This window comes from Streptomyces durhamensis, assembly GCF_000725475.1.
Classification (GTDB): domain Bacteria; phylum Actinomycetota; class Actinomycetes; order Streptomycetales; family Streptomycetaceae; genus Streptomyces; species Streptomyces filipinensis.
Genome location: NZ_JNXR01000024.1, coordinates 62,788 through 88,610, shown reverse-complemented (window position 1 = coordinate 88,610; position 25,823 = coordinate 62,788). Strand labels below are relative to the sequence as shown.

The window sequence follows — 25,823 nt, the reverse complement described above, 5'->3', positions numbered from 1 at the left end:
AGCGCGAGACGTTTCCCCCAGGAGTGCGCGGCCGGTACGGTCGCACACCTGACCGTCCTCGTCCGCACAGGAGCCGCCGATGACCACCGCCACCACCCGCCGCGGCGAACGCCGAGTCAGCCCGGTGTTCGTCGGGATCCTGGCCGTGACGGCGGTGACGGGCTGGGCCACCTGGACCGGGTACGCGGCGCAGCCGGGCGTCGCGGTGTTCCTGTTCGTGACGGCGGCCTGGATCGTCTCGCTGTGCCTGCACGAGTACGCGCACGCGCGCACCGCCCTGCACAGCGGCGACATCACGGTCGGCGCCAAGGGGTATCTCACGCTGAACCCGCTGAAGTACACGCACGCGCTGCTGAGCATCGTGCTCCCGGTGCTCTTCGTGATCATGGGCGGGATCGGTCTGCCGGGCGGCGCGGTGTTCATCGAGCGCGGCCGGATCCGGGGCCGCTGGCGGCACAGCCTGGTCTCGGCGGCGGGCCCGCTGACGAACGTGCTGTTCGCGGCCGTGTGCACCGCGCCGTTCTGGCTGCACGCGCTGGACGGCGTGCCCGCGGACTTCCAGTACGCGCTGGCGTTCCTGGCCCTGCTCCAGGTGACGGCGGCGATCCTGAACTTCCTGCCCGTGCCGGGCCTGGACGGCTACGGCGTCATCGAGCCGTGGCTGTCGTACAAGGTGAAGCGCCAGGTGGAGCCGTTCGCGCCGTTCGGCCTGCTGTTCGTGTTCGCGCTGCTGTGGGTGCCGTCGGTCAACAGCGTGTTCTTCGACGTCATCGACGCCCTCCTGAAGCACCTGGGCGTGGGCGACTTCCCGCGCTACTGCGGCCAGGAGCTGTACCGCTTCTGGCAGGGCACGCCCGACATCTGCCAGGTCACCCCGTGACGGACCCGCCCCGCGCGGCGGCCCGGCCGCGCTTGAGGTAGTACCAGGTCATGTTGGACGTCAGGCCCGCCAGCAGCACCCAGACGAGGCCCAGCCAGCTGCCCTGGACGAAGGAGACGACGGCGGCGGCCACGGAGAGGACGCAGACGACGAGGGCGTAGAGGGCGATGCGGGGCATGGGGTCGGCTCCGGATCCTGTCGGGGGACACTGCTGAGGTCACCAGTGTCCCCCATGGGGTCATACGTCCGTGACGCGGAGCCCGGCGTGGGCCTTGTAGCGGCGGTTGACGGAGATCAGGTTGGCGACCAGCGACTCGACCTGGTGGGCGTTGCGCAGCCGCCCGGCGAAGACGCCGCGCATCCCGGGGACGCGCCCGGCGAGGGCCTGCACGATCTCGACGTCGGCCCGCTCCTCGCCCAGCACCATCACATCGGTGTCGATCCGCTCGATCTCCGGGTCCTGGAGCAGGACGGCCGACAGGTGGTGGAAGGCGGCGGTCACGCGGGAGTCCGGCAGCAGGGCGGCGGCCTGCTCGGCGGCGCTGCCCTCCTGCGGCCTGAGGGCGTAGGCGCCCTGCTTGTCGAAGCCGAGCGGGTTGACGCAGTCCACGACGAGCTTGCCGGCCAGCTCCTCGCGCAGGGACCTCAGCGTGTCGCCGTGGCCGTCCCACGGTACGGCGACGATCACGATGTCGCTGCGGCGCGCGGTCTCGGCGTTGTCGGCGCCCTCGACGCCGTGGCCGAGCTCCTCGGCGGCGGCCCGCGCGCGCTCGGCGGCACGGGAGCCGATGATCACCTTCTGGCCGGCCCGGGCGAGCCGGTGGGCCAGGCCCTTGCCCTGCGGTCCGGTGCCGCCGAGCACGCCGACGACGTACCCGGAGACGTCGGGCAGGTCCCAGGGGTCCTTGGCCGGGGCCTTGGCGGGGGTCTGTGCGCTGTCGGTAGAGGTCATGGGGCGACTCTACGTGCGTGGTGCGGGCGCCACCGGCTCAGGTGAGCCGGTCCACGGGTACCCGGCGGAAGGTGATCGTCTCGTAGGCGCCGAAGTCACCGGTCTCGTACAGCAGTCCCACCGTGTCGCGGTCGACGCGGACCAGGTCGGAGTAGGCGGCGGGCAGTCCGTCGACGGTGTGCGCGGTGCGCCAGGTGGCGCCGCCGTCGGCGGAGGCGCGGATCGTCATCACGGCGCGGAAGGCGGGGTCGGCCGGGGCGGAGAAGAGCAGCAGATCCGGGTCGCGGAGCTGGAGGAGGGAGCCCTCGCAGACGGGGGCGGTCAGCCCGGCCTGCGGCCGGAACGGCTTGACCAGGCTCCTCCCGCCGTCCGCCGAGTGGGCGTCGGCCCGGTTGCCGGGCGAGGGTGAGTCGTTGCGGGTGTTGAAGTAGACGCGGCCGTCTGGGAGTTCGGCCGCGGTGGTCTCGTTGACGTTGATGTACCCGTCGGTGTTCTCGTCCAGATAGCCGAGGTACCAGCTCTCGCCCCGGTCGTCGCTGAGCAGGCAGTGGCCGCTGTTGTAGCGCGGCTCGGCGCCGGTGTCGGTGCCGGCGGGCGGGAGGGTGTGGTTGGCGGGGACGAGGACACGGCCGCCGTGTCCGCCGCTGAGCTGGAGGGCGTGCCCGGGGGTGGTGGCGTACCAGCGCCAGCCGGGTTTCCTCACCTGCGCGGTGATCTCCCTCGGCGCGGACCAGGTCACGCCGTCGTCGTCACTGTGCTGGACCCATACGCGCCGTCCGTCGGCGGCCTTGACCGTGCCGCGCAGGATGGCGTCCTCGGTGGCGGTGGCGGCGGCCCGGATGTGCACGAGCAGGATCCGGCCGGTGTCGAGGACGACGGGGGCGGGGTTTCCGGCGAGGTTCCGGCCGCCCCGCGCGGCGACCCGCAGCGGCCCCCAGGTACGGCCGCCGTCCGGGGACCGCTTGAGCACGATGTCGATCCGCCCGTGGTCGGCGGCGGAGTCCGCCCGGCCCTCGCAGAAGGCGAGCAGGGTGCCCTGGTGCGTGCACACGGCGGCCGGGATCCGGAAGCACGCGTAGCTCTCGTGTCCGGCGCGGAAGGGGACGGTGACGTCGGTCATCGGGCGGCTCCCTGGGTGGGCGGGGGGACGGTGAGGTGGTGTATGTCCCCGGAGCGGGCGAATTCCGGGTGAACTCCGCGTCACGAGTGGCCGGTTGCGGCAGGATGCGGGCGCATGGACGCCGTACGGGTCGCGCTGCTGCGCGAAGTGCTCGCCGGGACCGAGTGGCTGGGGGCGACGCGGAGATTCGCGGGGGTGCTGCGCGGGTCGGTGGTGGCGCACGGGGGCGGGCTGCTGCTGGTGGGCACGCCGGCGTACGAGCCGTGGCATCTGGCCGCGCACCTGGTGGACGAGGCCGCGTGGTCCGGGACTCCCGAACTGGCCCCGACCCTGGTACGGCATCACATCCGCCCCTGCGACCCGCCTCACCTGGCCGTCGGACCGGGCCGGATCGAGGCGGCGCGACGCGGTGAGACCCTGCTGGTCGTGGCCCCCGAGGAGCCCACACCGCTGCTGGAGCGGGTCCACGACGCCCGCCGGGCCGGGGTGACGGTGCTGGCGCTCGGCGCGGGCGCCGGCGAGCTCGCCGCCATGGCGCACGACACGCTGGCGGTGCCGAAGGGTGCGGAGCTGGACCTGGACACCGTCCAGCACCTGGTCAGCGCGGCGGCGGGCGAGAACGGCGGCTCTCCGCGGGCGCGGCGGGGATTCAGGGACAGGCTGGCACGGCTGACGGAGATCCTGACGGCACCGCCGCCCGCCCCTTGGTGACGTGGCCGGGGAACGCAGGGGAGGGGAAAAGCGGTTGCCCCGCCCCGCGCCGCGGCCGAACATGCCTCAGTGACCCGCGCACTCCTCCCCGACCTGGCCGCCTGGAAAGCCTCCGCAGACTTCCGACGGCTGTGGACATCAGGTCTGATCAGCAACTTCGGCAGCTTCCTCACCTTCGTCGCGCTGCCGGTCCAGCTGAAGGACCTCACCGGCTCGGCGGCGGCCGTGGGCGCGATCGGGGCCGTGGAGCTGCTGCCGCTCATCGTCTGCGGCCTGTACGGCGGGGCCCTCGCGGACGCCCTGGACAAGCGGCGGCTCATCGTGTGGACGGAGGCGGGCCAAGGGCTGCTGAGCGCGGTCCTGTTGCTCGACGCGCTGCTCCCGCACCCGGTGGTGTGGCCGCTGTACGCCGTCGCCGCGCTCTCCTCCGCCCTGGTCTCCGTCCAGCGCCCCGCGCTCGACTCCCTGTGGCCCCGGATCGTCGCCCACGACGACATGCCCGCCGCGGCCTCGCTGAACTCGCTGCGCTGGACCGTCGGCGGAGTCGCGGGACCGGCGGTCGCGGGCGTGGTCGTCGCCTACGCGGGCCTGGGCTGGGCGTACGCCGCCGACCTGCTGACCTTCGCCGTCTCGCTGGCGTACATCGTGCGGATCGCCCCCTCCCCCGCCTCCCGCGAGGCGTCGAAGCCGTCGCTGGGCGCGGTCCTGGAAGGCGCCCGGTACGCCTGGAGCCGCAAGGAACTCCTCGGCACCTACGTCGTCGACCTCGCCGCGATGTTCCTGGCCATGCCGCTCGCGATCCTGCCGTTCCTCGCCGACGAACTGCACGCCGACTGGGCGCTGGGCCTGATGTACGCCGGCGTGCCGGCCGGGGCCATGCTGGTGAGCCTGACCGGCGGCTGGACCTCCCGGGTGCACCGGCACGGGCTGATGGTGCTGCTGTCGGCCACGGGCTGGGGCCTGGCGGTCGCGGCGGCCGGCGTCTGCGGGAACGTGTGGCTGGTCCTCGTCCTCCTGACCGTCGGCGGCGGCTTCGACATGGTCAGCGGGATCTTCCGGGCCGCCATGTGGAACCAGACGATCCCGGACGAGCTGCGCGGCCGGCTCGCCGGGATCGAGTTGCTGTCCTACTCGGTCGGCCCGCAGCTGGGCCAGGTCCGGGCGGGCGGCCTGGCCGCCTGGGCGGGCGTACGGACCTCCGTCGCCGCCGGCGGGCTGGCGTGCGCGGGCGCGATGGGCCTGCTCGCGCTGTGCCTGCCGGGGCTGATGGCGTACGACGCCCGGACCAACGAGCACGCGGTACGGATGCGCGAGCGGCGCGCCACCGTCCGGGCGTGATCCCTCGGGTGGGCGACGCGGCCTCACTCGTCGTCGGTGTCGCCTCCCGCGGCGGCGTCGTGCCAGCGCGGGTCGTTCTCCCACTGGAGGTTGCGCTCGGCGGCGGTCTCCATCGCGCGCTGGGCCTCCTCCGGGGAGGTGTACGGCCCGAAGCGGTCCTTGCCCGGGCAGTCCGGGCCTTCCTCGACCTTCTTGTGCTCCAGGCAGTAGTACCACTCGCCCGGCTTGCCGACGGTGCGCTTCTTGAACAGGGCCATGGACAGCTCCTCTCGCCACCGACATGTTCCCCCATGTCCGCTCGATAGACTCACTGGCATGTCTGGCCAGTCGCTGCTCGTACCAGGGGAGCTGTCCCCCACCCGTCCGGTACCCGGAAACATCCGCCGCCCCGAGTACGTCGGCAAGCCCGCGCCGGCGCCGTACACCGGGCCGGAGGTGCAGACCCCGGAGACCATCGAGGCGATGCGGATCGCCGGCCGCATCGCCGCACAGGCGATGGAGGAGGCCGCGAAGGCCATCGCGCCCGGCGTGACCACGGACCAGTTGGACAAGGTCGCGCACGCGTACATGTGCGACCACGGCGCCTACCCGTCCACGCTCGGCTACCGCGGGTTCCCGAAGTCGCTGTGCACGTCGGTGAACGAGGTCATCTGCCACGGCATCCCGGACTCGACGGTCCTCAGGGACGGTGACATCGTCAATCTGGACGTGACCGCGTACATCGGCGGGGTGCACGGCGACAACAACGCGACCTACCTGGTCGGCGACGTGGACGAGGAGTCGCGGCTGCTGGTGGAGCGGACCCGGGAGTCCCTCACCCGCGCGATCAAGGCGGTCAAGCCGGGCCGTCAGATCAATGTCATCGGCCGGGTCATCGAGTCGTACGCCAAGCGGTTCGGCTACGGGGTGGTGCGGGACTTCACCGGCCACGGCATCAGCTCGGCGTTCCACTCGGGCCTGATCATCCCGCACTACGACAGCCCGCACGCGACGACGGTCATGCAGCCGGGCATGACGTTCACGATCGAGCCGATGCTGACGCTGGGCACCCACGAGTACGACATGTGGGAGGACGGCTGGACGGTCGTGACCAAGGACCGCAGGCGGACCGCGCAGTTCGAGCACACGCTGGTGGTGACGGAGACCGGCGCGGAGATCCTGACCCTGCCCTGACGCCGCGCCCGGCCCGGCCCGCTCTCTTCGGAGGGCGGGCTTTTCGCTGCGCTCTCGCCCTCCTGACGTTTTTTCCGACGTCCTGTCGGTAAACTTACCGACAGGACGTCGGAAAACCGAGGAGTGGCCATGGAGTCGTTCTCGACCCTCATCCGCACCGCGTCCCACGAGGCGCACCGGGAGGCGGAGAGCTCGTCGTTCATGAGCGACCTGCTCGGTGGCCGGCTGGGCGTGGCCGCCTACGCGCGCTACACCGAGCAGCTGTGGTTCGTGTACGAGGCGCTGGAGAGCGGCGCCGGGCGGCTGGCGGCGGACCCGGTGGCGGGGCCGTTCGTCCGGCCCGAGCTGTTCCGGCTGGGCGCGCTGGAGCGGGACCTGGCGCATCTGCGGGGTCCCGCGTGGCGGGAGGGACTGGGCGCGCTGCCGGCCACGCGGGCGTACGCGGACCGGATCCGGGAGTGCGCCGAGCGCTGGCCCGGCGGATACGTCGCCCACCACTACACCCGCTACCTGGGCGACCTGTCCGGCGGGCAGGTCATCCGGGACCGGGCCGAGCGGGCCTGGGGCCTGCCGAAGAAGGGCGACGGCGTCCGCTTCTACGTCTTCGAGGACATCTCCAACCCCGCCGCGTTCAAGCGGGGTTACCGGGAGCTGCTGGACGCGATACGGGCGGACGACCTGGAGAAACAGCGGGTCGCGGCGGAGTGCACGCGGGCGTTCGCCCTGAACACCGCCGTCTTCCGGGCCCTGGGCGAGGAGTTCCCGCTGAGCGCCTGACGCGCGCACCCGGCCGAGGGGCGCGAGGCCGCGCTCAGCGCTCCAGGAACACCCGGCCGCCGATCTCCACCCAGCCGTGCGGCTGCGGGGCGGTCAGGATCTGGGAGCCCTTGCCCTGGGTGATGTTCAGGGCGCGGCCCAGCTGGTCGGTGAGGAGCAGCGCGGCGGCGCCGCTGGCCTCGTCCTCGTCGATGCCGTCGTCGCGTCCGGGGAAGGCGCGGGCGCGGATCCGGCCGGCCGCCTCGTCCTCCCAGGCCCAGGCGTAGAGCCACTCCCCCGGCGGCGGCACGTCGAGCGCGTCGACCTCGGCGGCGGTGGCGTACCGGCGCAGGGTGCGCGGCGGTGCCCACTCCGCACGCGCCTCGATCCAGCTGAACTCGCCGTCCAGACGGGCGCCGGCCACTCCGGCGGGGGTGACCAGCTCGGGCACGTCGAGCAGCCAGGCGGTGCCGACGCAGGGGTGACCGGCGAAGGGCAGCCGCAGGGTGGGTGTGTAGATGTCGATCACACCGCGCTCGGGGTCGTCCACGAACACGGTCTCGCTGAAGCCCAGTTTGGCCGCCAGCGCCTGCCGCTCGGCCTGCTCGGGCAGTACCGAGCCGTCGCGGACGACACCGAGTTCGTTGCCGTAACCGCCGTTCGGTCCGCAGAAGACACGGAGTACGTCGTAGTCAGTCACAGGGGAATTGAAACACCGCGGCGGCGGCGAGCGCGTCCCAGGCGGGGGCGCCGCCGGCAAGGGGGTGGGTGCCGGTCGGCACGACGGCGTACGGGAGTTCGGCGAGGGTGTCGCCATGGGCCTTCTCCAGGGTGGCCCGCTGGCGCTCGACACCCGGCCCCGGGGGGCGCGCCGCGAGCCGCTCCATGTGGTGTTCGTGCGCCTGGACGACCGTTTCGGCGCTCCGCCCCAGCGTGTCGGCGTCGGGCAGCCGCGTCAGCTGGACGCACTCCGGCGTCCGCCCCTCCGCCAGTGCCGCCACCGCCCGGTCGTGGCCGTCGAGGAGGAGCCAGCCGTCGAGGAAGCTCACCCACCACAGCAGGACCGGGGCGATCGTGCGCTCACGGACGAGTCTGCGGTAGGCCTTGACCCGGCCGGAGTCCGGCGGCGACAGCGGGCGCAGCGGGACGACTCCGTGCCAGCCGCCGCCGCAGTACAGCCCGAGGCTGCCGCCCGGCCACTCGCGCACGAAGTCCTCGTCCCAGATGCCGGGCGGGAAGCCGGTGCACAGGGCCAGCTCCCAGCGCCCGTCGGCGAGCGGGGTCCCGGTCGCCTCCTCCAGCCTGCGCGCGTACTCGTGCGGCCAGTTGACGGCCGACCGCTGCCGTGCGGCACGCGGGGGCGGCAGCGGCGAGCGGTAGCCGTCGAGGCGGTGCAGGTGCAGGTCGGGGCAGCAGGTGCCCACCGACCGGCCGAGCATCAGCGGTCGTCCGTCCTGGCGCAGCAGCAGCCTGCCGCCGTCCGCCGTCTCGAAGCGGAGCGGCGGCGGGCCCGGGCGGCCCTGGACGTCCAGCACCAGCCGGCCGGCTCCCAGCAACTCCCTGCGCGCGTTCCCCATGCCGGTCACCCTCCCATCGCCGCCCGCCGCCCCGCGAACTCTTTTGAGATCTGAATCACCACCCCGGGGGGTATGGGTGAGGTAAGCCTCAGGTAAGTTAGGCCAGCCTCACCACACCAGATCCGCCAGGAGCCCGCATGCGAGCCGCCCGACTGACCGTCACCGCCGCCACGACCGTGGCGGCCCTGACCGCCCTCTCGGCCTGCACCGCGAAGAGCGACGCCAAGGACGGCGACGCCATCCGGGTCACCGCCGCCGACTCGAAGTGCGACACCTCCGCCACGTCGGTCCCGGCCGGCCAGGTCACGCTGAAGATAGAGAACAAGGGCGCCAAGGCCACCGAGGTCGAGATCCTCTTCCCGGACGACCGGATCGTCTCCGAGAAGGAGAACATCGGGCCCGGCACCCGGTACACGCTGACCGCCGAGGTGAAGGCGGGATCGTACGAGATCGCCTGCCGCCCCGGCATGAAGGGCCACGGCGTCCGGCAGAAGCTGACCGTGACCGGCTCCGGCACCGCGGCGTCCCAGCGCGACCCGAGGCTGGACCAGGCCGTCGCCCGGTACCGGCAGTACGCCCAGGACCAGGCCGACGAGACGCTGCCGCGGGTCGAGACCTTCGTGAAGGCGGTGAAGGACGGCGACCTGGAGGCCGCGAAGAAGGCCTACGGGCTCTCCCGCCTCGGCTGGGAGCGCACCGAGCCGGTCGCCGAGTCGTTCGGTGACATCGACCCGAAGGTCGACGTCCGCGAGGACGGCCTGGACGACGGCCAGAAGTGGACCGGCTGGCACCGGCTGGAGAAGGCCCTCTGGCAGGACAAGAAGATCGGCGCCGCGGAGAAGGGCCTCGCCGACCAGCTGGTGAAGGACCTCAAGGACTGGCAGGGCCGGGTCGGCAAGGCCGAGATCACCCCGACCTCCATGGCCAACGGCGCCAAGGAGCTGCTGGACGAGGTCGCCACCGGCAAGGTCACCGGTGAGGAGGACCGCTACGCGCACACCGACCTGGTCGACTTCAAGGGCAACGTCGAGGGCGCGCAGAAGGCGTACGAGCTGCTGAAGCCGGTCGCCGCGAAGAACGACCCGGCGCTGACCGCGGAACTGGACAAGCAGTTCGCCGCGCTGGACACGCTGCTCGACAAGTACCGCTCGGACAAGACGGGTTACGACTTCGTCTCCTACGACAAGGTCACCAAGGACCAGCGCAAGGAGCTGTCGGACGCGGTGAACGCGCTCGCCGAGCCGCTGTCCAAGCTCGCCGCCGCGGTGGTGAAGTGACCATGACCGACACCAACGGCAGCAGCAGTCCCTCGCGCCGGGCGCTGATCGGCTGGGGCGGTGCCGGGCTCGCGCTCGGGGCCGCGGCGGCCGGGGGCGCGGTGGCCATGGCCAAAGCGGGCGACGACGTGGACCCGGTGGCCGCCGAGGCGGGCGGCGCGGTGGAGTTCCACGGCGCCCACCAGGCCGGCATCGCCACCCCGGTGCAGGACCGGCTGCACTTCGCCGCGTTCGACGTGAAGACCGACGACCGCGCCGAGTTCGTGCAGATGCTGAAGGACTGGACGGCGGCGGCCCGGCGGATGACCGCGGGCAAGCCGGTCGGCGAGGGCGCGTACGGCGGGCTCGCCGAGGCCCCGCCGGACGACACCGGCGAGGCGCTCGGGCTCAAGCCGTCCCGGCTGACGCTGACGATCGGGTTCGGGCCTTCGCTGTTCGAAAGGTTCGGCCTGAAGGACGAGCGGCCGGCGGCCCTGGTCGACCTGCCCAAGTTCCCCGGTGACAACCTGGACGCGGCCCGCACCGGCGGCGACCTGTGCGTCCAGGCCTGCGCGGACGACCCGCAGGTGGCCGTGCACGCCATCCGCAACCTCGCCCGCATCGGCTTCGGCAAGGTCGCCATCCGCTGGTCGCAGCTCGGCTTCGGCAAGACCTCGTCGACCACACCGGACGCGCAGACCCCGCGCAACCTCATGGGCTTCAAGGACGGCACCCGCAACATCGCGGGCACCGAGACCGACCGGCTGAAGAAGTTCGTGTGGGCCGCCGACGGGGACGGGCCGCACTGGATGACCGGAGGGTCCTACCTGGTCGCCCGGCGCATCCGGATGAACATCGAGACCTGGGACCGCACCTCCCTGCAGGAGCAGGAGGACGTGTTCGGGCGCGACAAGCGCGAGGGAGCGCCGGTCGGCAAGGCCAAGGAGCACGACAAGCCGTTCCTGAAGGCGATGAAGCCCGACGCGCACGTCCGGCTCGCGCATCCCGATTCCAACGACGGCATCACCATCCTGCGTCGCGGCTACTCCTTCACCGACGGCACCGACGGCCTCGGGCGCCTGGACGCCGGCCTGTTCTTCCTGGCCTACCAGCGGGACGTGCGCCAGGGGTTCATCCCGCTGCAGCGCAGGCTGTCCGCCCACGACGCGCTCAACGAGTACATCCAGCACGTGGGTTCGGCGGTCTTCGCGGTACCGCCCGGCGTCCGGGACGCCGGCGACTGGTGGGGCCGCACGCTGTTCTCGAAGGAGGCGTAGCCCGTGTTCTCCAACTACCTCATCGCCCTGCGCGAGGGCCTGGAGGCGTCGCTCGTCGTCTGCATCCTGATCGCCTATCTGGTCAAGACGGGACGCAGGGACGCCCTGAAGCCGGTCTGGATGGGGATCGGCACCGCGATCGCCATCGCGATGGGCTTCGGCTGCGCCCTCCAGTTCGGCTCCCAGGAGCTGACGTTCGAGGCGCAGGAGGCGCTCGGCGGCTCGCTGTCCGTCGTCGCCGTCGGCCTGGTGACCTGGATGGTGTTCTGGATGCGGCGCACCGCCCGGCACCTGAAGTCGGAGCTGCACGGCAAGCTGGACGCGGCCCTCGCCCTGGGCACGGGCGCGCTGGTCGCCACCGCGTTCCTGGCCGTCGGCCGGGAGGGCCTGGAGACCGCGCTGTTCGTGTGGGCGTCGGTGCACGCGGCGAGCGACGGCACCCCGCGTCCGCTGGTCGGGGTCGCCCTCGGCCTCGCCACGGCCGTCCTGCTCGGCTGGCTGTTCTACCGGGGCGCCCTGAAGATCAACCTGGCGAAGTTCTTCACCTGGACCGGCGGCATGCTGGTCGTCGTCGCGGCGGGCGTGCTGGCGTACGGCTTCCACGACCTGCAGGAGGCGGACTGGCTGCCCGGGCTGACGCACCTGGCCTTCGACATCAGCGACACCATCCCGCCGGACAGCTGGTACGGCACGCTGCTCAAGGGCGTCCTCAACTTCCAGCCCGACCCGACGGTCCTCCAGGTCACGGTGTGGCTGCTGTACCTGATCCCGACGCTCACGATCTTCCTCGCCCCGGTAGGGTTCGCCTCCGGAAAGGGGAAGGTGAAGGGACCCGATGAGCAGGGATCGCAGCCCGCGCAGGCTCCGCAGGCGTGACCGGAACGCACTCATAGCGGCCTCGCTGACCGCTTTGTCGCTGACGGCGAGCGGATGCGTGGTGGTGCACGGGGAGCGCGAGGTGCTCCCCGCCGCCACCCGCGCCGAGGCCGCCAAGGCGCTCACCGCGTTCACCACCGCGTACAACAAGGCCGACAAGGCCTACGACAGCTCCCTGGACGCGCCCTATCTCACCGGCCCGTTCGGCGACATCACCGCCGCACGGCTGAAGGCCGGGCACGCCAACAGCCCGTCCGGCAACCCGCGGTACGTGCCGCTGAAGCTGTCGGACGTGAAGATCACGATCCCCCAGAAGGCCGGCTGGCCGCGCTGGTTCGTCGCCGACGCCCAGGGCAACAAGACCGGCAGGCAACGCTGGCTGATGGTGTTCACCCGCAACGGCCTCGGCGAGCACTGGCGGGTGGCGTACGTCACCCTCGTGGCGCCCGGTGCCGTACCCGAGTTCAGGACGGACGACGACGGCTGGGCCGAGGCGGTACCGGCCGACTCCGCGCAGCTCGCCGTCGCGCCCGGAAAGCTCAGTGCGGACTACGCGGCGTACCTGAAGAAGGGCGGGAAGACCTTCGCCGACGGCCGGTACACCAGCGGCGAACGCGCGGACCGCGCCGGGCGGGCCCGCAAGCCGGGCCTGGTCACGCAGTTCATCGACCGCCCGCTGACCAGCGGCGACTACGCCCCGCTGGCGCTGCGCACGGCGGACGGCGGAGCGCTGGTGTTCTTCACCACGCACCACTACGAGAAGCAGACCTCCGCCCCGGGCACCACCGTGCCGATCCCGAACAAGGACGTACGGGCCCTGACCGAGGGCGAGGTGAAGCAGTCGCTGACCCTGGAGTTCATGTCGGCGGAGATCGCCCTGGACCCGGCGGGGAGCGGCAGGGTGTCACTGCTGGGCCGGGTGCCGGGGCTCACTTCGGCACAAGGGGAGTGAGCCGCGCCCCTCGGGGCGCGGGGAACCGCGCGAGCAGCCATCACGAACCCGCAGCCGCCACACGGCCCTTCCCCGCCGTCCCGTGCCGCGCTCAGTGCCGCAACGGCCAGGCCACGCCCTCGGCGCCGGAGAAGCGCGCACAGGCGTCGGTGAGCACCTCCAGCAGGCTCAGGGGGTCCGGCAGCGGGTGCTCCGGCCCCCGCGCCCAGCGCACCCGCTGATCGTCACCGGGCAGCCGCGCGGGCGGCACGAGCACGTACGACCCGCGGCAGTGCCAGCGCAGCCCGGGGTGCTCGTCCATGGTCTCGGGATGGCAGTCCAGCTCGCACGGCCACCACTCGTCCTCGTCGTCGGGGGTGCCGCGGGTGAGGGTGAAGAACAGCATGCGGCCGTCGTCGCTCTCGGCGACCGGACCGACCTCGACACCGGAGGAGAGCAGCCGCTCCAGGGCCTCCCGCCCGGCTTCCAGCGGGACGTCGAGCACGTCGTGGACCATGCCGGTGGCGGTGATGAAGTTGGCCTGCGGCTGGTGCCGGGCCCACCGCTCGATCTGGGCGCGGTCGGTGGTGGACTGGGTCTGCCACGCGAACGACACCGGGTGCCGGGCCGGGGTGGGGCAGCCGACGCGGTCGCAGGAGCAGCGGTAGCCGGGGGCGGGGTGCGCGGCGGGGGCGAGCGGCAGTCCCGCCGCGGCGGCGGCGAGCAGCAGGGTCTCCCGTCCGCCGTCGTCGGCGGCCTCCTTCGGGCGCCGTCCGAGCAGCCACTGGGAGAGTTTGCCCTGCCGGCCCGACCGGCCGCCGAACGTCGCGCTCATCTATCCCCGCAGTCTGGTGGTCGCCTCGCTGGTGTGCGGACAGTGTGCCTTATCGTCCCATCTTCATGCGCTTCGGGGTGGCTGGGATGCGATTCCGTGCAACGCGTACTCGACGAGGGTGTCCGTGTAGTCGTACGAGATCGGCCCCGTGTGCTGCAGCCAGCGCTGCGCGAGCGGTGAGACGAACAGTTCCAGGGCGATACGGCAGTCGACGCCGGCCCGTACCTCCCCGGCGTCCTGCGCGGCGCGCAACCGGTCGACGTACAGCTGGAGCTGGGGTTCGAGGAGTTTGGTGACGAACTCGCGGCCGAGCGGCTCGTTGACGAGGCCCTCGGCGGCCAGCGCCCGGGAGGGCGCCGCGAAGCGCGGGTCGAGCAGCTGGTCCACCGTGAGCCGCAGCACGGCCTTGAGGTCGGCGGCGAGGTCCCCGGTGTCCGGGATGGCGTACGGCTCCTGGCCCGCTTCCTGTGCCGCCTGCCGGGAGAGGTCGAGGAACGCCTCCAGCAGGACGTCCGCCTTGGACGGCCACCAGCGGTAGATCGTCTGCTTGCCGACGCCGGCCCGGGCGGCGATCCCCTCGACGGTGGTCCTGGGATACCCGGCCTCGCCGACGAGCGAGAGGGCGGCGGCGTAGATCGCTCTGCGGGACTTCTCGCTGCGGCGGGTGGCGTCGGGGGGCGGCTTGCTGACCATGCCCAGACGTTAACAAGCACGGCCGTGCCCCCAGGGGCGGAGCGCCTACGCGGACGGCTCCCCGGGCGGCCACGTGTCGCCCCACTCGGTGTCCCGGGCCGCCTTGTACAGGGAGCCGTGGCGTTTGGTGACCGTCGTGCGCGACAGCCGTTCGTCGGCCTCGCACAGGTCCAGCAGCACCTGGCCCTTGCGGATCTGCGGGCGGCGGACCACCCGGGAGGGGGCCGGCCCGGCGGGCAGGCGGGTGGCGACGACGTACGAGAACTTCTCGTCCTCGTACGGCAGGGTGCCGCCCTTGACCTGGCGGTGCAGGGAGGAGCGGCTGACCCGGGCGGAGAAGTGGCACCAGTCCTTGCCGGGCTCGATGGGACAGGCGGCGCTGTGCGGACAGGGGGCGACGACGTGGAGTCCGGCGCGGACGAGGCGGTCGCGGGCCTCGATGACGCGGGCGTAACCGGCCGGGGTGCCGGCCTCCACGATCACCACGGCCTGCGCGGCGGCCGCGGCGGCGTCCACGAGCGCGGCGCGGTCGGGCTCGGACAGCTCGTTGAGGACGTACGACACCGTGACGAGGTCGGTGTCCGCCAGGGTGAGGTCGGCGCCGATCCGGGCGCGCTGCCAGCGGGCGTCGCGCAGGGCGGGGTTGGCGGCGGCGATCTCCCGGCCGAGGGCGAGCGCGGGCTCGGCCCAGTCCAGCACGGTGACGCCGCGCTCGCCGGGCCAGGTGGCGGTGACGGCCCAGGTGGCGGCGCCGGTACCGCCGCCGACGTCGACATGGCTGCGGGGCGTGAAGTCGGGCGCGGTCGCCGCGAACGCCTCCAGCGCCGAGCGGACCGCTTCGAAGGTGGCCGGCATGCGGTAGGCGGCGTAGGCGGCCACGTCGGCGCGGTCGCGCAGGATCGGGGCGTGGGTGGGGGTCTGCCCCCGGTAGTTGGCGATCAGCCGTTCGACCGCTCCGGCGGCTTGCCTGGGCGGGAGTCCGTCGAGCAGCTCGGCGAGGCTCCTGCGCAGGGTTTCCGCCGGGGATACGGGGTCGTTCACCCGGTGATTCTAAGGCGCCCGGTGTGCTGGGACGGCCCTCAGACCACCGCTCTCGCCAGCAGGGTCGCCAGGGCCGCCCTCGGTCTGCTGTCCGGTGCCCTGCGCCGGGGATGCACCGTGTTGGCCAGCAGCACCAGGAACGTGTCCGTCCTGGGATCGAGGACCAGCGAGGTGCCGGTGAAGCCGGTGTGGCCCGCCGCCCCGTGGCCCGCCAGTTCGCCCATGAACCACGGCTGGTCGACGGCGAAGCCCAGCCCCGGCGGGGTCAGCAGCAGTTCCACGAAGTCGGGGCCGAGGATGCGGGCGGGCCCGTAGGAGCCGCCGGCGAGCAGGGTCCGGCAGAAGACCGCCAGGTCGCGGGCGGTGGAGAACAGGCCCGCGTGCCCGGCGACGCCGCCGAGCGCCCAGGCGTTCTCGTCGTGGACCACGCCCCGCAGCATCCCGCGGTCCGCCTTGGCCCACGGTCGCCGCTGGTCCTCGGTGGCGGCCGCGCCGGGGCAGGGCGCGAAGCCGGTGGCCGTCATGCCGAGGGGGCGGGTGATGCCGTCCTGGACGAGGACGTCGAGGGCACGGCCGGTGAGGCGTTCCAGGACGGCCTGGAGCAGGAGCATGTTCAGGTCGGAGTACCGGTAGCGGCCCGGCTCGCCGGTCGGGGCCTCGGCGCGCAGCAGGGCCAGCCGGGCGGCGTCGTCCGGGCAGTCGTACAGCGGCAGCTCGGGGCGCAGCCCGGAGGTGTGGGTGAGCAGCTGCCGCACGGTGGTGCCGTGGGCGGCCGCGGCGTGGAAGTCGGGCAGGTAGTCGCCGACCCGGGCGTCCATGCCGAGGGTGCCGCGCTCGATCTGCTGCACGGCGGCGACGGAGGTGAACAGCTTGGTGAGGGAGGCCAGGTCGAAGGGCGTGCCGACGGTGGCCGGGACCCGGGCGGCGGGCGGCAGTTCCACGCCGGTGTCGGTCTCGGGGTCGTAGGAGGCGTAGCGGACCGCCCAGCCCGACGCCTCGGCCACGGCGATCACGGGGCCGCGGCCGGCCAGCACGACGGCGCCGGCCGCCCAGGGGCGGTCGCCTGCGGTGAGGGCGTGCACCGCGCCGACCAGGTGCCCGAGCTCGACGGGGTCGAGCCCGGCCCGTTCAGGCGTGTCGGCGCGCAGTCTGGGTGCGCTCAGTTCCGCTCTCCCTCCGGCCCCGCACAGGTGTGCCGCACGTCTGTTCCACGTGTGCCCCAAGGACGGCACATTCCCACGAAGCAGGCCGCCGCGACCAGTGCCCCCGCCAGTTGGACCAGGGCCATCGGCACGGCGGTGTGCTCTCCGGCGACTCCGACGAGCGGTGAGGCGACCGCGCCGACGAGGAAGGAGGAGGTGCCGAGCAGCGCGGAGGCGGAGCCGGCGGAGTGCCGGGTGCGCAGCAGGGCCAGGGACTGGGCGTTGGGGAGCGTGATGCCCATGGCGGACATGAGGACGAAGAGCGCGGCGGCGACGGGGGCGAGCCCGACCTCGCCGAGGGCGCCGGTGGACATCAGCAGCAGGGCGGTCGCGGCGAGCACGATCACCGTCAGGCCGGTGGCGAGGACCTTGTCCAGGGCGACCCGGCCGACCAGCAGCTTGCCGTTGACCTGTCCGGCGACCACCAGGCCGACCGAGTTGAGGCCGAACAGCAGACTGAACGTCTGCGGGGAGGCGCCGTAGATCTCCTGGACGACGAAGGGGGACGCGGATATGTAGGCGAACAGGGCGGCGAAGGCGAAGCCGCCGGCCAGCATGTAGCCGGTGAAGGGCGGGTCGGCGAGCAGTTGGCGCATCGCCCGCAGCGCCTCGCCGGCTCCCCCGCCGTGCCGTTCGGCGGGCGGCAGGGTCTCGGGCAGCCGCAGCCAGACGAGCGCGGCGAGCAGCACGCCGACGGCCGTGAGGACCACGAACACGCCCCGCCAGTCCGTCACCCGCAGGATCTGCCCGCCGATCAGGGGTGCCACGACCGGCGCGACCCCGGAGACCAGCATCAGGGTGGAGAAGAAGCGGGCCATGGCCACCCCGTCGTACAGGTCGCGTACGACGGCGCGGGCGATGACGATCCCGGCCGCGCCCGCGAGGCCCTGGGCGAGCCGGAAGGCGACCAGCGTCGCGACGTCCGGGGCCACCGCGCACAGGGCGGTCGCGAGGATGTAGACGGCGAGGCCGGTGAGCAGCGGGCGGCGGCGGCCCCAGCGGTCGCTCATCGGGCCGACGACCAGCTGCCCGAGCGCCATGCCCAGCAGGCAGGCGGTGAGCGTGAGCTGGACGGTGGCGGCGGGCGCGTGCAGGGAGGTGGTGACCTCGGGCAGGGACGGGAGGTACATGTCCATCGCGAGCGGGGGTGTCGCGGTGAGGCCGCCGAGGACGAGGGTGACGAGCAGGCCGGTGCGGCGGGTGGCGGTGGAGGTCCGGTCCGGGGTGGGCGAGTGGTGGGTGTCCGGTGTCGGCGCCGCCGCGTGCTCGGGCATCTGTCCCCTCCCTTGATGGACCGACCGGCTCGTGGACCGACCGGCTGGTGCACCGACCGGCTGGGTGAAGCGGCCGGCTGGTGAAACGGCCGGCCCCCATGTTCTCAGCTCGCACAGACTGCCGGGGCACACGAGCGAGGGCGGGGTGACGGCGGAGGCCGGTCGGCCCGGCCGCCATCCCCGCCGAACCGTATGGCGGACAGCCGATTCCGCATGACGGATGTTCCGCCTACGCTGCGGAGCCATGACTGACAGGCAATCGAAGATCGCGGTGGTGACGGGCGCCGGTTCCGGCATCGGGCGGGCCGTCGCCGTGGAGCTGCTGCGGGCCGGCTGGTCGGTGGCGCTGGCCGGCCGGCGCACCGAGCCGCTGGAGGCGACGGCGGCACTGGCCCCGGAGGCCGCCGCGCTCACCGTGCGCACCGACGTGTCCCGCCCCGAGGACGTGGACGCGCTGTTCGTGGCGACGACGGACCGGTTCGGGCGGGTGGACCTGCTGTTCAACAACGCGGGGACCTTCGGGCCCGGCGGGGTCCCGGTCGAGGAGCTGTCCTACGACGCCTGGCGGCACGTGGTGGACACCAACCTCAACGGGGCGTTCCTGTGCGCGCAGGCGGCGTACCGGCGGATGAAGGAGCAGGATCCGCGGGGCGGCCGGATCATCAACAACGGCTCCATCTCGGCCCACACACCCCGCCCGCACTCGGTCGCCTACACCGCGACCAAGCACGCGCTGACCGGCCTGACCAAGTCGCTGTCGCTGGACGGGCGGCGGTACGGCATCGCGGTCGGGCAGATCGACATCGGCAACGCCGCCACCGACATGACGGCCCGGATGGAGACGGGCGCGCTCCAGGCGAACGGCGAGGTGGTCCCGGAGCCGGTGATGGACGTGGCCGATGTGGCGCGCACGGTGCGGCACATGGCCGAGCTGCCGCTGGCGGCGAACGTGCAGTTCGCGACGGTTCTGGCGACGGCGATGCCGTACATCGGCCGGGGCTGAGGACGGATCCGGGACGGGGCCCACCTCATTACCACAAACGGAATTTGAACATCCGTGGTATTGCGGCCGGTCGAGCGCATATGCTCAACTTTCCTCCACGATAGCTTCACAGTTGGAGCACGTGGATTCCATGGCCACATCAGAGGGGGGAGGCGGCGGCCGTTCCACCGGGCCGGAGTTGGGGGTGGACCCCGCGGGACGCGGGGTGCGCACCGGTCGGTGGAACGGCCGCCGCATGCTTCAGCGCCGGTGCCGGCCGCCCGGCTCCGCCACCTGAACGGCCTCCTGGGACACCTCGGCCGTCGCGGCCGCGGCGACGGCCCTGCGGCGCCGTTTCATCACCAGCGCCGTCGCCGCCGTCAGCAGCAGCGCCGTACCGGCCGCGCCCTCCACCAGCCGTCCGGTGGACGGTTTGGCGGGGCCCCGCCCGGGCGCGCCGGCCGCCGCCCGGGCCGCTTTGCCCGCGGGCGCCGGACCCGCGCTCGCCCCGCCCTCGCTGAGCGGATCCACCAGCGTGCCCACGGCCTGCGCCGAACGCCCGCCGCCGAAGCCCCAGTCGAGCAGCGCGGCGGTCTGCTCGTACACGGCGTTGCTGCCCTCGGCGGGGTGCATGACCGTCACCAGCAGGGTGCGCCCGCCGCGGGTGGCCGCGCCGGTGAAGGTGTTGCCGGCGTGGCTGGTGTAGCCGTTCTTGACGCCGATCAGGCCGTCGTACGTCCTCAGGCCCCATGCCCCGGTCAGCAGGCGGTCGGTGTTCTGGATCTGGAAGGTCTTCTTGCCGCCCGCCGGGAAGTCGGCGGTCCGCGTGCCGCAGTAGCCGCGGAAGTCGGCGTCCTTCAGACCGTACCGGGCGAACAGCGTGAGGTCGTACGCCGAGGACATCTGGCCGGGGTGGTCGAAGCCGTCGGGGCTGACCACATGGGTGTCCAGGGCCTGCAGGTCCTCGGCCTTGGCCTGCATCTCGGCGACGGTCCTGGCGATCCCGCCGTTCATGTGGGAGAGCACGTGAACGGCGTCGTTGCCGGAGCGCAGGAACACGCCCTGCCACAGCTGGTCGACGCTGTAGGTGATGCCGGGCTTGATGCCGACCAGGCTGGAGCCGGCCGGGACGTCGGCGACATCGGCGTCCTTGACCGTGTACCGCTCGGTGCGGTCGAACTTCTTCAGCACCGTGTCCGCGAACAGCATCTTCAGTGTGGACGCGGGCGCGAGCCGCTGATGCGCATTGAACGAGGCGAGCACCTCTCCGCTGTCCTGGTCGGCGATCAGCCAGGAGCGGGCGGTGATTTTCTTGGGCAGGCCCGAGGCGCCGCGCACCTGGACGCCGGAGCGGGCCAGTTGCTCGCCCCCGATGACAGTGGAATCGACGGCGGCGGCCGCGGTGGCCGTGGACACGGGAAGGGCAGCGGCCGTCAGCCCGAGGACGGCACGCCGGCTGAGCCGGGAACATTCACGCACCCGGGGACCGTACACCGCGCCCAGCAGGGGATTCCTTCAGGGCGACCGGTACGGCGCGGAATTTGCCGCGTTATGAAAATCCGATGAGCTCCCCTGGTTTTCCGGGTCTTGCACATCTCGGCGGCCCGCACCGGGGCGGCGTCCGGTCGTGGAACCGTGCAGGTCGACGTGGACCGAGGCCGCTTCTCCCGTCCGGCTAGGCCTGCCCGGTCTCGAAGCGGGAGATCCGTCCGTCGTCCTCGACGGTGAAGGTCCACCTGGTGCGCATCTCGCCCCAGGTGTCGTTGCGGTAGCGGGCGAGCAGGGCGCGGCCGCCGGCGGACTCGTTGTCGACCTCCAGGTGGCCGTGGGAGGTGAAGATCTCCCGGTCGATCCAGTCGGCGAGATCGCGGTCGGAGCCGTCGTCCGCCATGGTCGCGTCCGGCGCGAGCAACGCCATGAAGCCTTCCCTGTCATGGGAGTTGACGGCGTTCACGAAGGCCCGGACGGCCGGATCGCTGAGCTTGGCTGGCTGAATCGTCATGGCGCCAGGTTCACATCGCCGTCCCGGACCCGCCACCCGAACGCCCGCCACGGCGGGCCCGCCGGTGTGCGAGCTGCGACGGTGGAAACACGGGAGGAACCCGTCCGCCTGTCTGCATGGGAGTCACCGTGAGCTGTTACGACCGACGTGATCTGGGCCTGCTGCTGCTCCGGCTGGGGACCGGCGGGGTGCTGGCCGCGCACGGCGCGCAGAAGCTGTTCGGCTGGTTCGGCGGGCACGGTCTGGAGGGCACCGGCCAGTTCATGGAGTCCGTCGGCTACGCGCCCGGCAAGGCGAGCGCGACGGCGGCCGGGCTGGCGGAGGCCGGCGGCGGCACCCTGCTCGCCCTGGGCCTGGCGACCCCGGCGGCGGGCGCGGCGGCGGCCGGCGCGATGGCGGGGGCGGCGGCGGTCCACCTGCCCAACGGCTTCTTCGTCCAGGAGGGCGGCTACGAGCACGCGGCGAGCCTGGGTCTCGCCGCAGCGGGCCTGGCGGTCACGGGCCCCGGCCGGATCTCCCTGGACCACGCCCTCGGCCATGTCTTCGACCGCGGCTGGATGGTCCCGGCGGCCCTCGGCGCCACGGCCGCGGCGACGGCGCTGGTCGTGGGCCTGCGCACCCAGCGGGTGCGGGCGCGGCGGGAGGGCGAGCAGGAGGTGCTGTTCGAGGAGTAGGGAGAGGGTGGCGAGGAACGGGGGTGGTCTTCGCGAGAGTGGCCGACGGCCGGTCCGGGCGGCGTGGGACGCTGGCCGGTATGACCGATCCGGACACCCCCGCCGCTCTGTGGCCGACCGTCGACGACCTCTGGACCCGCCTGGAGTCCGCCCGCACGCACACCGGGACCGAGGGGCTCCTGCTGCGCGTCCTCAAGCTCTCCGAGGAGGTCGGCGAGGTCGCGGAGGCGGTCATCGGTACGACCGGCCAGAACCCGCGCAAGGGCGTCACCCACACCTGGGAGGACGTACAGGGGGAGCTGTGCGATGTGGCGATCACGGCGCTGGTGGCCCTGCGGACGCTGACACCGGACGCGCGGGAGGTGTTCACCCGTCATCTGGCCCGCGTGGCCGCCCGCCGCTGAGCGGCCCGCCCGGGGGGTGGGGCAGACGAGTCGGGCTGTACGCCGGGTTCTGTTCCCCGGTGCCCTCGCGGGCGCCGGGGCGACGGCCATCCATCTAGGGCCGGTGTTGCCACCGGCCTCGTGCGGTCTACCCGCGGACTCGGGCGGGCAGCCCTCGAACGTCCGCGCAGAGACACCGAGGTGCCTCCTTTTGACCTTGCTCCGGGTGGGGTTTACCTAGCTGCCCAGGTCACCCTGGGCACTGGTGGTCTCTTACACCACCGTTTCACCCTTACCGAGGACGAGATCCCCGGCGGTCTGCTTTCTGTGGCACTGTCCCGCGGGTCACCCCGGGTGGCCGTTAGCCACCACCCTGCCCTGTGGAGCCCGGACGTTCCTCGGGAAGCCCCCTAGGGGGACTCCACGCGGCCGCCCGCCCGGCTCGTCTGCCGTGTCGACCATGGTACCGGGCGCCGGGGCCGGCGCGGACCGGCGGCCGTGGCCAGGACCGAGCCCGCCAGGATGAGGGCGAAGGCCACCAGGATGGTGGGGGTCAGCGGCTCGTGCAGGAAGACCGCGCCCGCGGCCACGGCCACCGCCGGGTTGACGTAGGTGATCACCGTCGCCCGCGTCGGGCCCGCTTCCTTGATCAGCTCCAGGAACGCCACGAACGCCACCGCCGTGCAGAGCACGCCCAGGCCGGCCAGGGCCGCCAGGACGGTGGACGAGGGGACGGACGCCGGCCGAGCCACGATCGCCACCGGGGCGTAGACGACGGCCGCCAGGGTCAGACAGGCCGCCGTCAGGTGCAGGGACGGGACCTCCTTCAGCCGGCGCGCGGCTATCACCGGGGCGGTGGCGTAGCCCAGGACCGTCAGCAGGACCTCGGCCAGGGAGCGGGCGTCGCCGCCGGTCAGGTGGGGAAGGGTCAGGACCGTCACGCCGCCCAGGCCCAGGGCGAGGCCGGTGATGCGGCGGGCTCCGAGATGTTCCGTGTCACCCAGCGTGCGGGCGGCGACCAGTCCCACGATCGGCACGCCCGCGATCAGCAGACCGGCCGTCGAGCTGGACAGGTGCCGTTCGGCGTCGGTGAGCGTGAACCAGGGGACGATGATCTCCAGGCACGCGAAGGCCAGCAGGGGGCGCCAGTGGGTGCGCACGGTCCGGGGCAGGCCGCCCTGGCGCAGGGCGAAGGGGAGCAGCAGCACCGCGCCGAGCGCACAGCGGGTGAACACGACCACGGGCGGGGACACCTCGTCCACCGCCACCTTGATCATCAGATAGGGAACGCCCCAGATCACTCCCATGAGGGAGAACAGGAACCAGCCACGTGCAGTCATGCCGTGAGTCTCGGCCGTGTCCTCACGGGGTGTCTTGAACGCTGTTGCGGTACTGCGCCGGCGTCACCCCGAGCACGCGGCGGAACCAGCGGGTCAGATGCGCCTGGTCGGCGAAGCCGACGAGCGGGGCCACCTCGGCGGGGCGCAGTCCGGAGGCGAGCAGCGCACGGGCCCGGGTCACCCGGTACTGGGCGAGCCAGGCGTAGGGCGGTATGCCCATGGTCGTGCGGAAGGCCCGCAGCAGCTGGTAGCGGGACAGCCCGAGGTCGGCGGCGAGGCCGGCGAGCGGGGGCGGTGCCGTGAGTTCGTCGGCGAGTCGGTCGCGGACCGTCAGCGCGATCGCGCCGGCGCCGGGGATCACGTCGGACGTGGGCCGGGCCGTGGAGTGGCGGCGGGCCAGGGCAGTCAGCAGCCACGGCAGGACGGACTCGGCCTCCAGCGGGTCCGGGCAGGTGGTGAGCTCGGTGTGGGAGCGGCGGAGCGCCATGGCCAGCTCGGGGTCGTCGAGGAGCGGTTCGCGGAAGTACGGCAGCCCGCCGAGGATGCCGTCGGTCAGCAGCGACGGCTCGGCGTACAGGGCGCGGTAGGCGTAGCCGTCGGTGGCGCTGCCGGGGCCGCCGGTGTGCATCTCGCCGGGGTCGAGGACCACGATGGTGCCCGGTCCGGTGCGGATGTGGCCGCCCCGGTAGTCGATCACCTCGCAGCCGCCGACGCAGACGCCGACGGTGTACTCCTCGTGGGCGTGCGGAGCGTAGGTGTGCCGGCGGAAGTCCGCCGTCAGGAGGTCGAGCGGCGGCCCGCCGTGGCCCAGCCGGGCCCGCGTCCACAGCGCCTGTTCAGCCATTCGCCCTCCACCCCGTTCACCTAGGGGTGCAACGCTTTCAGGCCCCGCTTCCATGCCGCGTCCAGGTCGGCGTCGGCGGGAAAGCGGCCGTGGATCTCCAGGACGACCATGCCGTGGGCGAAGGCCCAGGTCGCGCGGGCCAGGTCGAGGTCGCCGCCGCAGGCGCGCAGCAGCGGCAGGGCGGCCCGGTCCTCCAGCCCCGCGGGGAGTTCGGCGCGGGGCAGCGGGCGTTCGGTGGCCAGGCAGTACAGGTGCGGGTGGGCGAGGGCGTAGGCGCGGTAGGCCTCGGCGAGCGCTGCGAGGGAGCCGGGCGCGCGGGTCTCGGCCGCCTCCAGGGCCTCGGCCGACTCCTGGAGCATCCGCGCGGTCAGTTCGACCTCCACGGCGTGCTTGTCGGGAAAGTGCTTGTAGAGGGACGGCGCCCTGATGCCGAGGCGGTCGGCGAGGGTGCGCATGGTGAGCAGAGCGGGCCCGGACTCCTCCAGGAGGTCCCGGGCGGCCGCCACGATCTCGCGGGCGCGGGGGGTGAGCCGGTCGGTGGCGGGGGGACGCTCAGGCACGCTGGAAGCCCTCCTTCGTGCGCAGTCCGTAGCCGGAGGCGCGATCGTACGAGATGTGGGCGAGCCAGCCGCACAGGGCCGCGAAGGCGGGCGGCCAGGAGACGGGCAGGACGCTGTAGGCGACCATCAGTGCGAGCGGGACCAGGGCGCGGTGCATCGCGTTGTAGTACGGCACCGCGCGCGGCGGCAGCTGCCCCTTGGCCATGCGGGGCGCGTCGCCGAGGGCGACCAGGAAGGTCAGGTCCGGCAGGACGAGGAGGGCCAGGGCCAGGGTGCCGGCGAGCCAGCCGTGGTTGACGCCCTCCAGCACCGCGAAGGCCGACCAGAACAGGGCGAGCGCCAGCCAGGCGGTGCGGCGCAGGACGGTGCGGGCGGAGCGGGGCGCGCGGGTGATGCCGGCCGCTGCGGTCATGGCTGCCTCCGGTGTCGTACGGCGGTCTCGGGCGAGGATGCGGCTAACGCCGTTAGCCACATTCCGACCGTACGGCTAACACCGTTAGCCGTCAAGGCCCGTGCGCTGGAGTGCGGCGAAGGCCGCCTCCAGGGCCGCCCGGTGGTCCCGGGCCACCTCCGCCACCGCGTCATCCGCCATCAGCCGCCGCACAGAGGCGGTGAAGACCGTCCGGTAGGCCGCCACGACCAGCGCCGCGAGCAGGCGGGGGTCGGGCGCGGCGGTCCCGGCGAGGGCGGCGGCCAGGGCCCGCTCCACCTCCTCGGCACCCTCGCGGGCGCGGGCGCGCAGCGCCGGCGAGTCGACGACGATCCGCCAGAAGGGGGCGAAGGTCTCCCCCACCCCGCCGAGCGGGTGCCGCTCGTCGAGCAGGCGCAGCGCGAGGCGGCGCAGGGCGGCGAGCGGGGGCTCGCCGGGGGCGCGGTCGCGCACCGCCGAGGCGAGGAGTTCGGCGGCCTGCGGGATACGGTCGAGGAAGAGGTCCTCCTTGCGCGGGAAGTAGTTGAAGACCGTCATCGCGGAGACCCCGGCCGCCCGCGCCACCTCCGCGACCGTCACCGCGTCGAAGCCGCGCTCCACGAACAGGCCCGTGGCGACGTCCGAGATCCGCTGCCGCGTCTCGCGCTTCTTGCGCTCCCTCAGCGAGAGTTCCTCATACATGAGAAAACTATAGCCGCTCAAAATTTTTAGTGACT

General features: G+C 73.0%; 29 protein-coding genes, 1 other RNA gene and 1 pseudogene. 12 read left to right on the top strand and 19 right to left on the bottom strand.

Features of this window, described 5'->3' with window-relative positions:
• The first annotated feature begins 79 nt into the window (after window positions 1–79).
• On the top strand, window positions 80–880 hold the full coding sequence (locus IO33_RS0131305) for a site-2 protease family protein (RefSeq protein ID WP_031171191.1): 801 nt from the start codon (window positions 80–82) through the stop codon (window positions 878–880).
• Here IO33_RS0131305 and IO33_RS0131300 read toward each other — a convergent pair.
• From IO33_RS0131300 to IO33_RS0131290, 3 genes are read right to left on the bottom strand one after another with little or no spacing between them, the layout of a single operon-like run.
• Complete coding sequence (locus tag IO33_RS0131300) at window positions 870–1,058, bottom strand: hypothetical protein (RefSeq protein ID WP_031171189.1); 189 nt, start codon at window positions 1,056–1,058, stop codon at window positions 870–872. The genes IO33_RS0131305 and IO33_RS0131300 overlap by 11 nt on opposite strands.
• Before the next feature lie 60 nt (window positions 1,059–1,118).
• Window positions 1,119–1,832 (bottom strand): NADPH-dependent F420 reductase, encoded by a 714-nt coding sequence (gene npdG, locus IO33_RS0131295; RefSeq protein ID WP_031171187.1) that lies wholly within the window; start codon window positions 1,830–1,832, stop codon window positions 1,119–1,121.
• A 37-nt stretch (window positions 1,833–1,869) separates the two neighbouring features.
• On the bottom strand, window positions 1,870–2,952 hold the full coding sequence (locus IO33_RS0131290) for a sialidase family protein (RefSeq protein ID WP_031171185.1): 1,083 nt from the start codon (window positions 2,950–2,952) through the stop codon (window positions 1,870–1,872).
• Window positions 2,953–3,066: 114 nt separating this feature from the next.
• On the opposite strand from IO33_RS0131290, the gene IO33_RS0131285 reads away from it, so the two are divergent.
• Window positions 3,067–3,663 (top strand): hypothetical protein, encoded by a 597-nt coding sequence (locus IO33_RS0131285; protein WP_031171183.1) that lies wholly within the window; start codon window positions 3,067–3,069, stop codon window positions 3,661–3,663.
• Window positions 3,664–3,732: 69 nt separating this feature from the next.
• Window positions 3,733–5,001: an MFS transporter gene (locus IO33_RS0131280; RefSeq protein WP_031171181.1), complete on the top strand. Its 1,269-nt coding sequence runs from the start codon at window positions 3,733–3,735 to the stop codon at window positions 4,999–5,001.
• Window positions 5,002–5,024: 23 nt separating this feature from the next.
• Here the strand turns inward: IO33_RS0131280 and IO33_RS0131275 are convergent, their stop codons facing one another.
• Window positions 5,025–5,258: a hypothetical protein gene (locus tag IO33_RS0131275; RefSeq protein WP_031171180.1), complete on the bottom strand. Its 234-nt coding sequence runs from the start codon at window positions 5,256–5,258 to the stop codon at window positions 5,025–5,027.
• A gap of 58 nt (window positions 5,259–5,316) precedes the next feature.
• Between IO33_RS0131275 and map the strand changes: the two genes are divergently transcribed.
• On the top strand, window positions 5,317–6,174 hold the full coding sequence (gene map / locus IO33_RS0131270; RefSeq protein WP_031171179.1) for a type I methionyl aminopeptidase: 858 nt from the start codon (window positions 5,317–5,319) through the stop codon (window positions 6,172–6,174).
• A gap of 129 nt (window positions 6,175–6,303) precedes the next feature.
• The gene (locus IO33_RS0131265) at window positions 6,304–6,951 is read left to right on the top strand and encodes a biliverdin-producing heme oxygenase (RefSeq protein WP_031171177.1); all 648 of its coding nucleotides are present in this window, start codon (window positions 6,304–6,306) and stop codon (window positions 6,949–6,951) included.
• Between the two features lie 34 nt (window positions 6,952–6,985).
• Here IO33_RS0131265 and IO33_RS0131260 read toward each other — a convergent pair whose 3' ends face one another.
• Window positions 6,986–7,630 carry a PhzF family phenazine biosynthesis protein gene (locus tag IO33_RS0131260; RefSeq protein ID WP_031171175.1) on the bottom strand — a complete coding sequence of 215 codons (645 nt, stop codon included), beginning with the start codon at window positions 7,628–7,630 and terminating at the stop codon, window positions 6,986–6,988.
• Window positions 7,623–8,507: a hypothetical protein gene (locus IO33_RS0131255; protein WP_031171172.1), complete on the bottom strand. Its 885-nt coding sequence runs from the start codon at window positions 8,505–8,507 to the stop codon at window positions 7,623–7,625. The genes IO33_RS0131260 and IO33_RS0131255 overlap by 8 nt, the downstream gene beginning before the upstream one ends.
• 137 nt (window positions 8,508–8,644) lie before the next feature.
• Between IO33_RS0131255 and efeO the strand changes: the two genes are divergently transcribed.
• From efeO to IO33_RS0131235, 4 genes are read left to right on the top strand one after another with little or no spacing between them, the layout of a single operon-like run.
• On the top strand, window positions 8,645–9,784 hold the full coding sequence (gene efeO, locus IO33_RS0131250) for an iron uptake system protein EfeO (protein WP_031171170.1): 1,140 nt from the start codon (window positions 8,645–8,647) through the stop codon (window positions 9,782–9,784).
• Window positions 9,785–9,786: 2 nt separating this feature from the next.
• Window positions 9,787–11,040 (top strand): iron uptake transporter deferrochelatase/peroxidase subunit, encoded by a 1,254-nt coding sequence (efeB, locus tag IO33_RS0131245; protein WP_031171168.1) that lies wholly within the window; start codon window positions 9,787–9,789, stop codon window positions 11,038–11,040.
• 3 nt (window positions 11,041–11,043) lie between these two features.
• The gene (gene efeU, locus IO33_RS0131240; protein ID WP_031171166.1) at window positions 11,044–11,916 is read left to right on the top strand and encodes an iron uptake transporter permease EfeU; all 873 of its coding nucleotides are present in this window, start codon (window positions 11,044–11,046) and stop codon (window positions 11,914–11,916) included.
• Entirely contained in the window at window positions 11,876–12,868 is a 993-nt protein-coding gene (locus IO33_RS0131235) for an SCO2278 family lipoprotein (RefSeq protein WP_078963972.1), read from the top strand. The genes efeU and IO33_RS0131235 overlap by 41 nt, the downstream gene beginning before the upstream one ends.
• Window positions 12,869–12,959: 91 nt before the next feature.
• Here IO33_RS0131235 and IO33_RS0131230 read toward each other — a convergent pair whose 3' ends face one another.
• From IO33_RS0131230 to IO33_RS0131210, 5 genes are all read right to left on the bottom strand, one after another.
• Window positions 12,960–13,682: a bifunctional DNA primase/polymerase gene (locus IO33_RS0131230; protein WP_031171163.1), complete on the bottom strand. Its 723-nt coding sequence runs from the start codon at window positions 13,680–13,682 to the stop codon at window positions 12,960–12,962.
• A 63-nt stretch (window positions 13,683–13,745) separates the two neighbouring features.
• On the bottom strand, window positions 13,746–14,375 hold the full coding sequence (locus IO33_RS0131225; protein ID WP_031171161.1) for a TetR/AcrR family transcriptional regulator: 630 nt from the start codon (window positions 14,373–14,375) through the stop codon (window positions 13,746–13,748).
• Window positions 14,376–14,420: 45 nt separating this feature from the next.
• Complete coding sequence (locus IO33_RS0131220; protein WP_031171159.1) at window positions 14,421–15,416, bottom strand: small ribosomal subunit Rsm22 family protein; 996 nt, start codon at window positions 15,414–15,416, stop codon at window positions 14,421–14,423.
• A 38-nt stretch (window positions 15,417–15,454) separates the two neighbouring features.
• Window positions 15,455–16,648, bottom strand: a complete 1,194-nt coding sequence (locus tag IO33_RS0131215) for a serine hydrolase domain-containing protein (RefSeq protein WP_390981903.1) — start codon at window positions 16,646–16,648, stop codon at window positions 15,455–15,457.
• Window positions 16,576–17,892, bottom strand: coding sequence for a multidrug effflux MFS transporter (locus tag IO33_RS0131210; RefSeq protein WP_031171156.1), 1,317 nt, complete (start codon window positions 17,890–17,892; stop codon window positions 16,576–16,578). Before IO33_RS0131210 ends, IO33_RS0131215 begins: the two co-directional genes overlap by 73 nt.
• Window positions 17,893–18,136: 244 nt before the next feature.
• On the opposite strand from IO33_RS0131210, the gene IO33_RS0131205 reads away from it, so the two are divergent.
• The gene (locus tag IO33_RS0131205; RefSeq protein WP_031171154.1) at window positions 18,137–18,895 is read left to right on the top strand and encodes an SDR family oxidoreductase; all 759 of its coding nucleotides are present in this window, start codon (window positions 18,137–18,139) and stop codon (window positions 18,893–18,895) included.
• A 240-nt stretch (window positions 18,896–19,135) separates the two neighbouring features.
• Here the strand turns inward: IO33_RS0131205 and IO33_RS44630 are convergent, their stop codons facing one another.
• Both IO33_RS44630 and IO33_RS0131195 read right to left on the bottom strand, forming a co-directional pair.
• On the bottom strand, window positions 19,136–20,353 hold the full coding sequence (locus IO33_RS44630; protein WP_245235927.1) for a D-alanyl-D-alanine carboxypeptidase family protein: 1,218 nt from the start codon (window positions 20,351–20,353) through the stop codon (window positions 19,136–19,138).
• A 196-nt stretch (window positions 20,354–20,549) separates the two neighbouring features.
• The gene (locus IO33_RS0131195; protein ID WP_031171150.1) at window positions 20,550–20,876 is read right to left on the bottom strand and encodes a nuclear transport factor 2 family protein; all 327 of its coding nucleotides are present in this window, start codon (window positions 20,874–20,876) and stop codon (window positions 20,550–20,552) included.
• Between the two features lie 128 nt (window positions 20,877–21,004).
• Between IO33_RS0131195 and IO33_RS0131190 the strand changes: the two genes are divergently transcribed.
• The gene (locus IO33_RS0131190; protein WP_031171149.1) at window positions 21,005–21,550 is read left to right on the top strand and encodes a DoxX family membrane protein; all 546 of its coding nucleotides are present in this window, start codon (window positions 21,005–21,007) and stop codon (window positions 21,548–21,550) included.
• Window positions 21,551–21,630: 80 nt separating this feature from the next.
• Complete coding sequence (locus tag IO33_RS0131185) at window positions 21,631–21,954, top strand: MazG-like family protein (protein WP_031171148.1); 324 nt, start codon at window positions 21,631–21,633, stop codon at window positions 21,952–21,954.
• A 22-nt stretch (window positions 21,955–21,976) separates the two neighbouring features.
• Here the strand turns inward: IO33_RS0131185 and rnpB are convergent.
• The 6 genes and pseudogenes from rnpB to IO33_RS0131160 form a co-directional block, all read right to left on the bottom strand.
• Window positions 21,977–22,378, bottom strand: an RNA gene (gene rnpB, locus IO33_RS46150) — RNase P RNA component class A.
• 115 nt (window positions 22,379–22,493) lie between these two features.
• Window positions 22,494–23,210 (bottom strand): annotated as a pseudogene (locus IO33_RS54205) (DMT family transporter); the annotation flags it as partial.
• Between the two features lie 85 nt (window positions 23,211–23,295).
• Window positions 23,296–24,117: an AraC family transcriptional regulator gene (locus tag IO33_RS0131175; protein WP_031171145.1), complete on the bottom strand. Its 822-nt coding sequence runs from the start codon at window positions 24,115–24,117 to the stop codon at window positions 23,296–23,298.
• 20 nt (window positions 24,118–24,137) lie between these two features.
• Window positions 24,138–24,677, bottom strand: coding sequence for a TetR/AcrR family transcriptional regulator (locus tag IO33_RS0131170; protein ID WP_031171143.1), 540 nt, complete (start codon window positions 24,675–24,677; stop codon window positions 24,138–24,140).
• The gene (locus IO33_RS0131165; RefSeq protein WP_031171141.1) at window positions 24,670–25,089 is read right to left on the bottom strand and encodes a DUF4260 family protein; all 420 of its coding nucleotides are present in this window, start codon (window positions 25,087–25,089) and stop codon (window positions 24,670–24,672) included. Before IO33_RS0131165 ends, IO33_RS0131170 begins: the two co-directional genes overlap by 8 nt.
• Before the next feature lie 84 nt (window positions 25,090–25,173).
• Entirely contained in the window at window positions 25,174–25,788 is a 615-nt protein-coding gene (locus IO33_RS0131160; protein WP_037686412.1) for a TetR/AcrR family transcriptional regulator, read from the bottom strand.
• Between the last annotated feature and the right edge of the window lie 35 nt (window positions 25,789–25,823).

What these genes read in the sequence shown, in the direction of transcription:
- IO33_RS0131305 (WP_031171191.1), top strand. Translation starts at nt 80, where the DNA reads ATGACCACCGCCACCACCCGCCGCGGCGAACGCCGAGTCAGCCCGGTG.
- IO33_RS0131300 (WP_031171189.1), bottom strand. Translation starts at nt 1,058, where the DNA reads ATGCCCCGCATCGCCCTCTACGCCCTCGTCGTCTGCGTCCTCTCCGTG.
- npdG (WP_031171187.1), bottom strand. Translation starts at nt 1,832, where the DNA reads ATGACCTCTACCGACAGCGCACAGACCCCCGCCAAGGCCCCGGCCAAG.
- IO33_RS0131290 (WP_031171185.1), bottom strand. Translation starts at nt 2,952, where the DNA reads ATGACCGACGTCACCGTCCCCTTCCGCGCCGGACACGAGAGCTACGCG.
- IO33_RS0131285 (WP_031171183.1), top strand. Translation starts at nt 3,067, where the DNA reads ATGGACGCCGTACGGGTCGCGCTGCTGCGCGAAGTGCTCGCCGGGACC.
- IO33_RS0131275 (WP_031171180.1), bottom strand. Translation starts at nt 5,258, where the DNA reads ATGGCCCTGTTCAAGAAGCGCACCGTCGGCAAGCCGGGCGAGTGGTAC.
- map (WP_031171179.1), top strand. Translation starts at nt 5,317, where the DNA reads ATGTCTGGCCAGTCGCTGCTCGTACCAGGGGAGCTGTCCCCCACCCGT.
- IO33_RS0131265 (WP_031171177.1), top strand. Translation starts at nt 6,304, where the DNA reads ATGGAGTCGTTCTCGACCCTCATCCGCACCGCGTCCCACGAGGCGCAC.
- IO33_RS0131255 (WP_031171172.1), bottom strand. Translation starts at nt 8,507, where the DNA reads ATGGGGAACGCGCGCAGGGAGTTGCTGGGAGCCGGCCGGCTGGTGCTG.
- efeO (WP_031171170.1), top strand. Translation starts at nt 8,645, where the DNA reads ATGCGAGCCGCCCGACTGACCGTCACCGCCGCCACGACCGTGGCGGCC.
- efeB (WP_031171168.1), top strand. Translation starts at nt 9,787, where the DNA reads ATGACCGACACCAACGGCAGCAGCAGTCCCTCGCGCCGGGCGCTGATC.
- IO33_RS0131235 (WP_078963972.1), top strand. Translation starts at nt 11,876, where the DNA reads ATGAGCAGGGATCGCAGCCCGCGCAGGCTCCGCAGGCGTGACCGGAAC.
- IO33_RS0131230 (WP_031171163.1), bottom strand. Translation starts at nt 13,682, where the DNA reads ATGAGCGCGACGTTCGGCGGCCGGTCGGGCCGGCAGGGCAAACTCTCC.
- IO33_RS0131225 (WP_031171161.1), bottom strand. Translation starts at nt 14,375, where the DNA reads ATGGTCAGCAAGCCGCCCCCCGACGCCACCCGCCGCAGCGAGAAGTCC.
- IO33_RS0131210 (WP_031171156.1), bottom strand. Translation starts at nt 17,892, where the DNA reads ATGCCCGAGCACGCGGCGGCGCCGACACCGGACACCCACCACTCGCCC.
- IO33_RS0131205 (WP_031171154.1), top strand. Translation starts at nt 18,137, where the DNA reads ATGACTGACAGGCAATCGAAGATCGCGGTGGTGACGGGCGCCGGTTCC.
- IO33_RS0131195 (WP_031171150.1), bottom strand. Translation starts at nt 20,876, where the DNA reads ATGACGATTCAGCCAGCCAAGCTCAGCGATCCGGCCGTCCGGGCCTTC.
- IO33_RS0131185 (WP_031171148.1), top strand. Translation starts at nt 21,631, where the DNA reads ATGACCGATCCGGACACCCCCGCCGCTCTGTGGCCGACCGTCGACGAC.
- IO33_RS0131175 (WP_031171145.1), bottom strand. Translation starts at nt 24,117, where the DNA reads ATGGCTGAACAGGCGCTGTGGACGCGGGCCCGGCTGGGCCACGGCGGG.
- IO33_RS0131165 (WP_031171141.1), bottom strand. Translation starts at nt 25,089, where the DNA reads ATGACCGCAGCGGCCGGCATCACCCGCGCGCCCCGCTCCGCCCGCACC.
- IO33_RS0131160 (WP_037686412.1), bottom strand. Translation starts at nt 25,788, where the DNA reads ATGTATGAGGAACTCTCGCTGAGGGAGCGCAAGAAGCGCGAGACGCGG.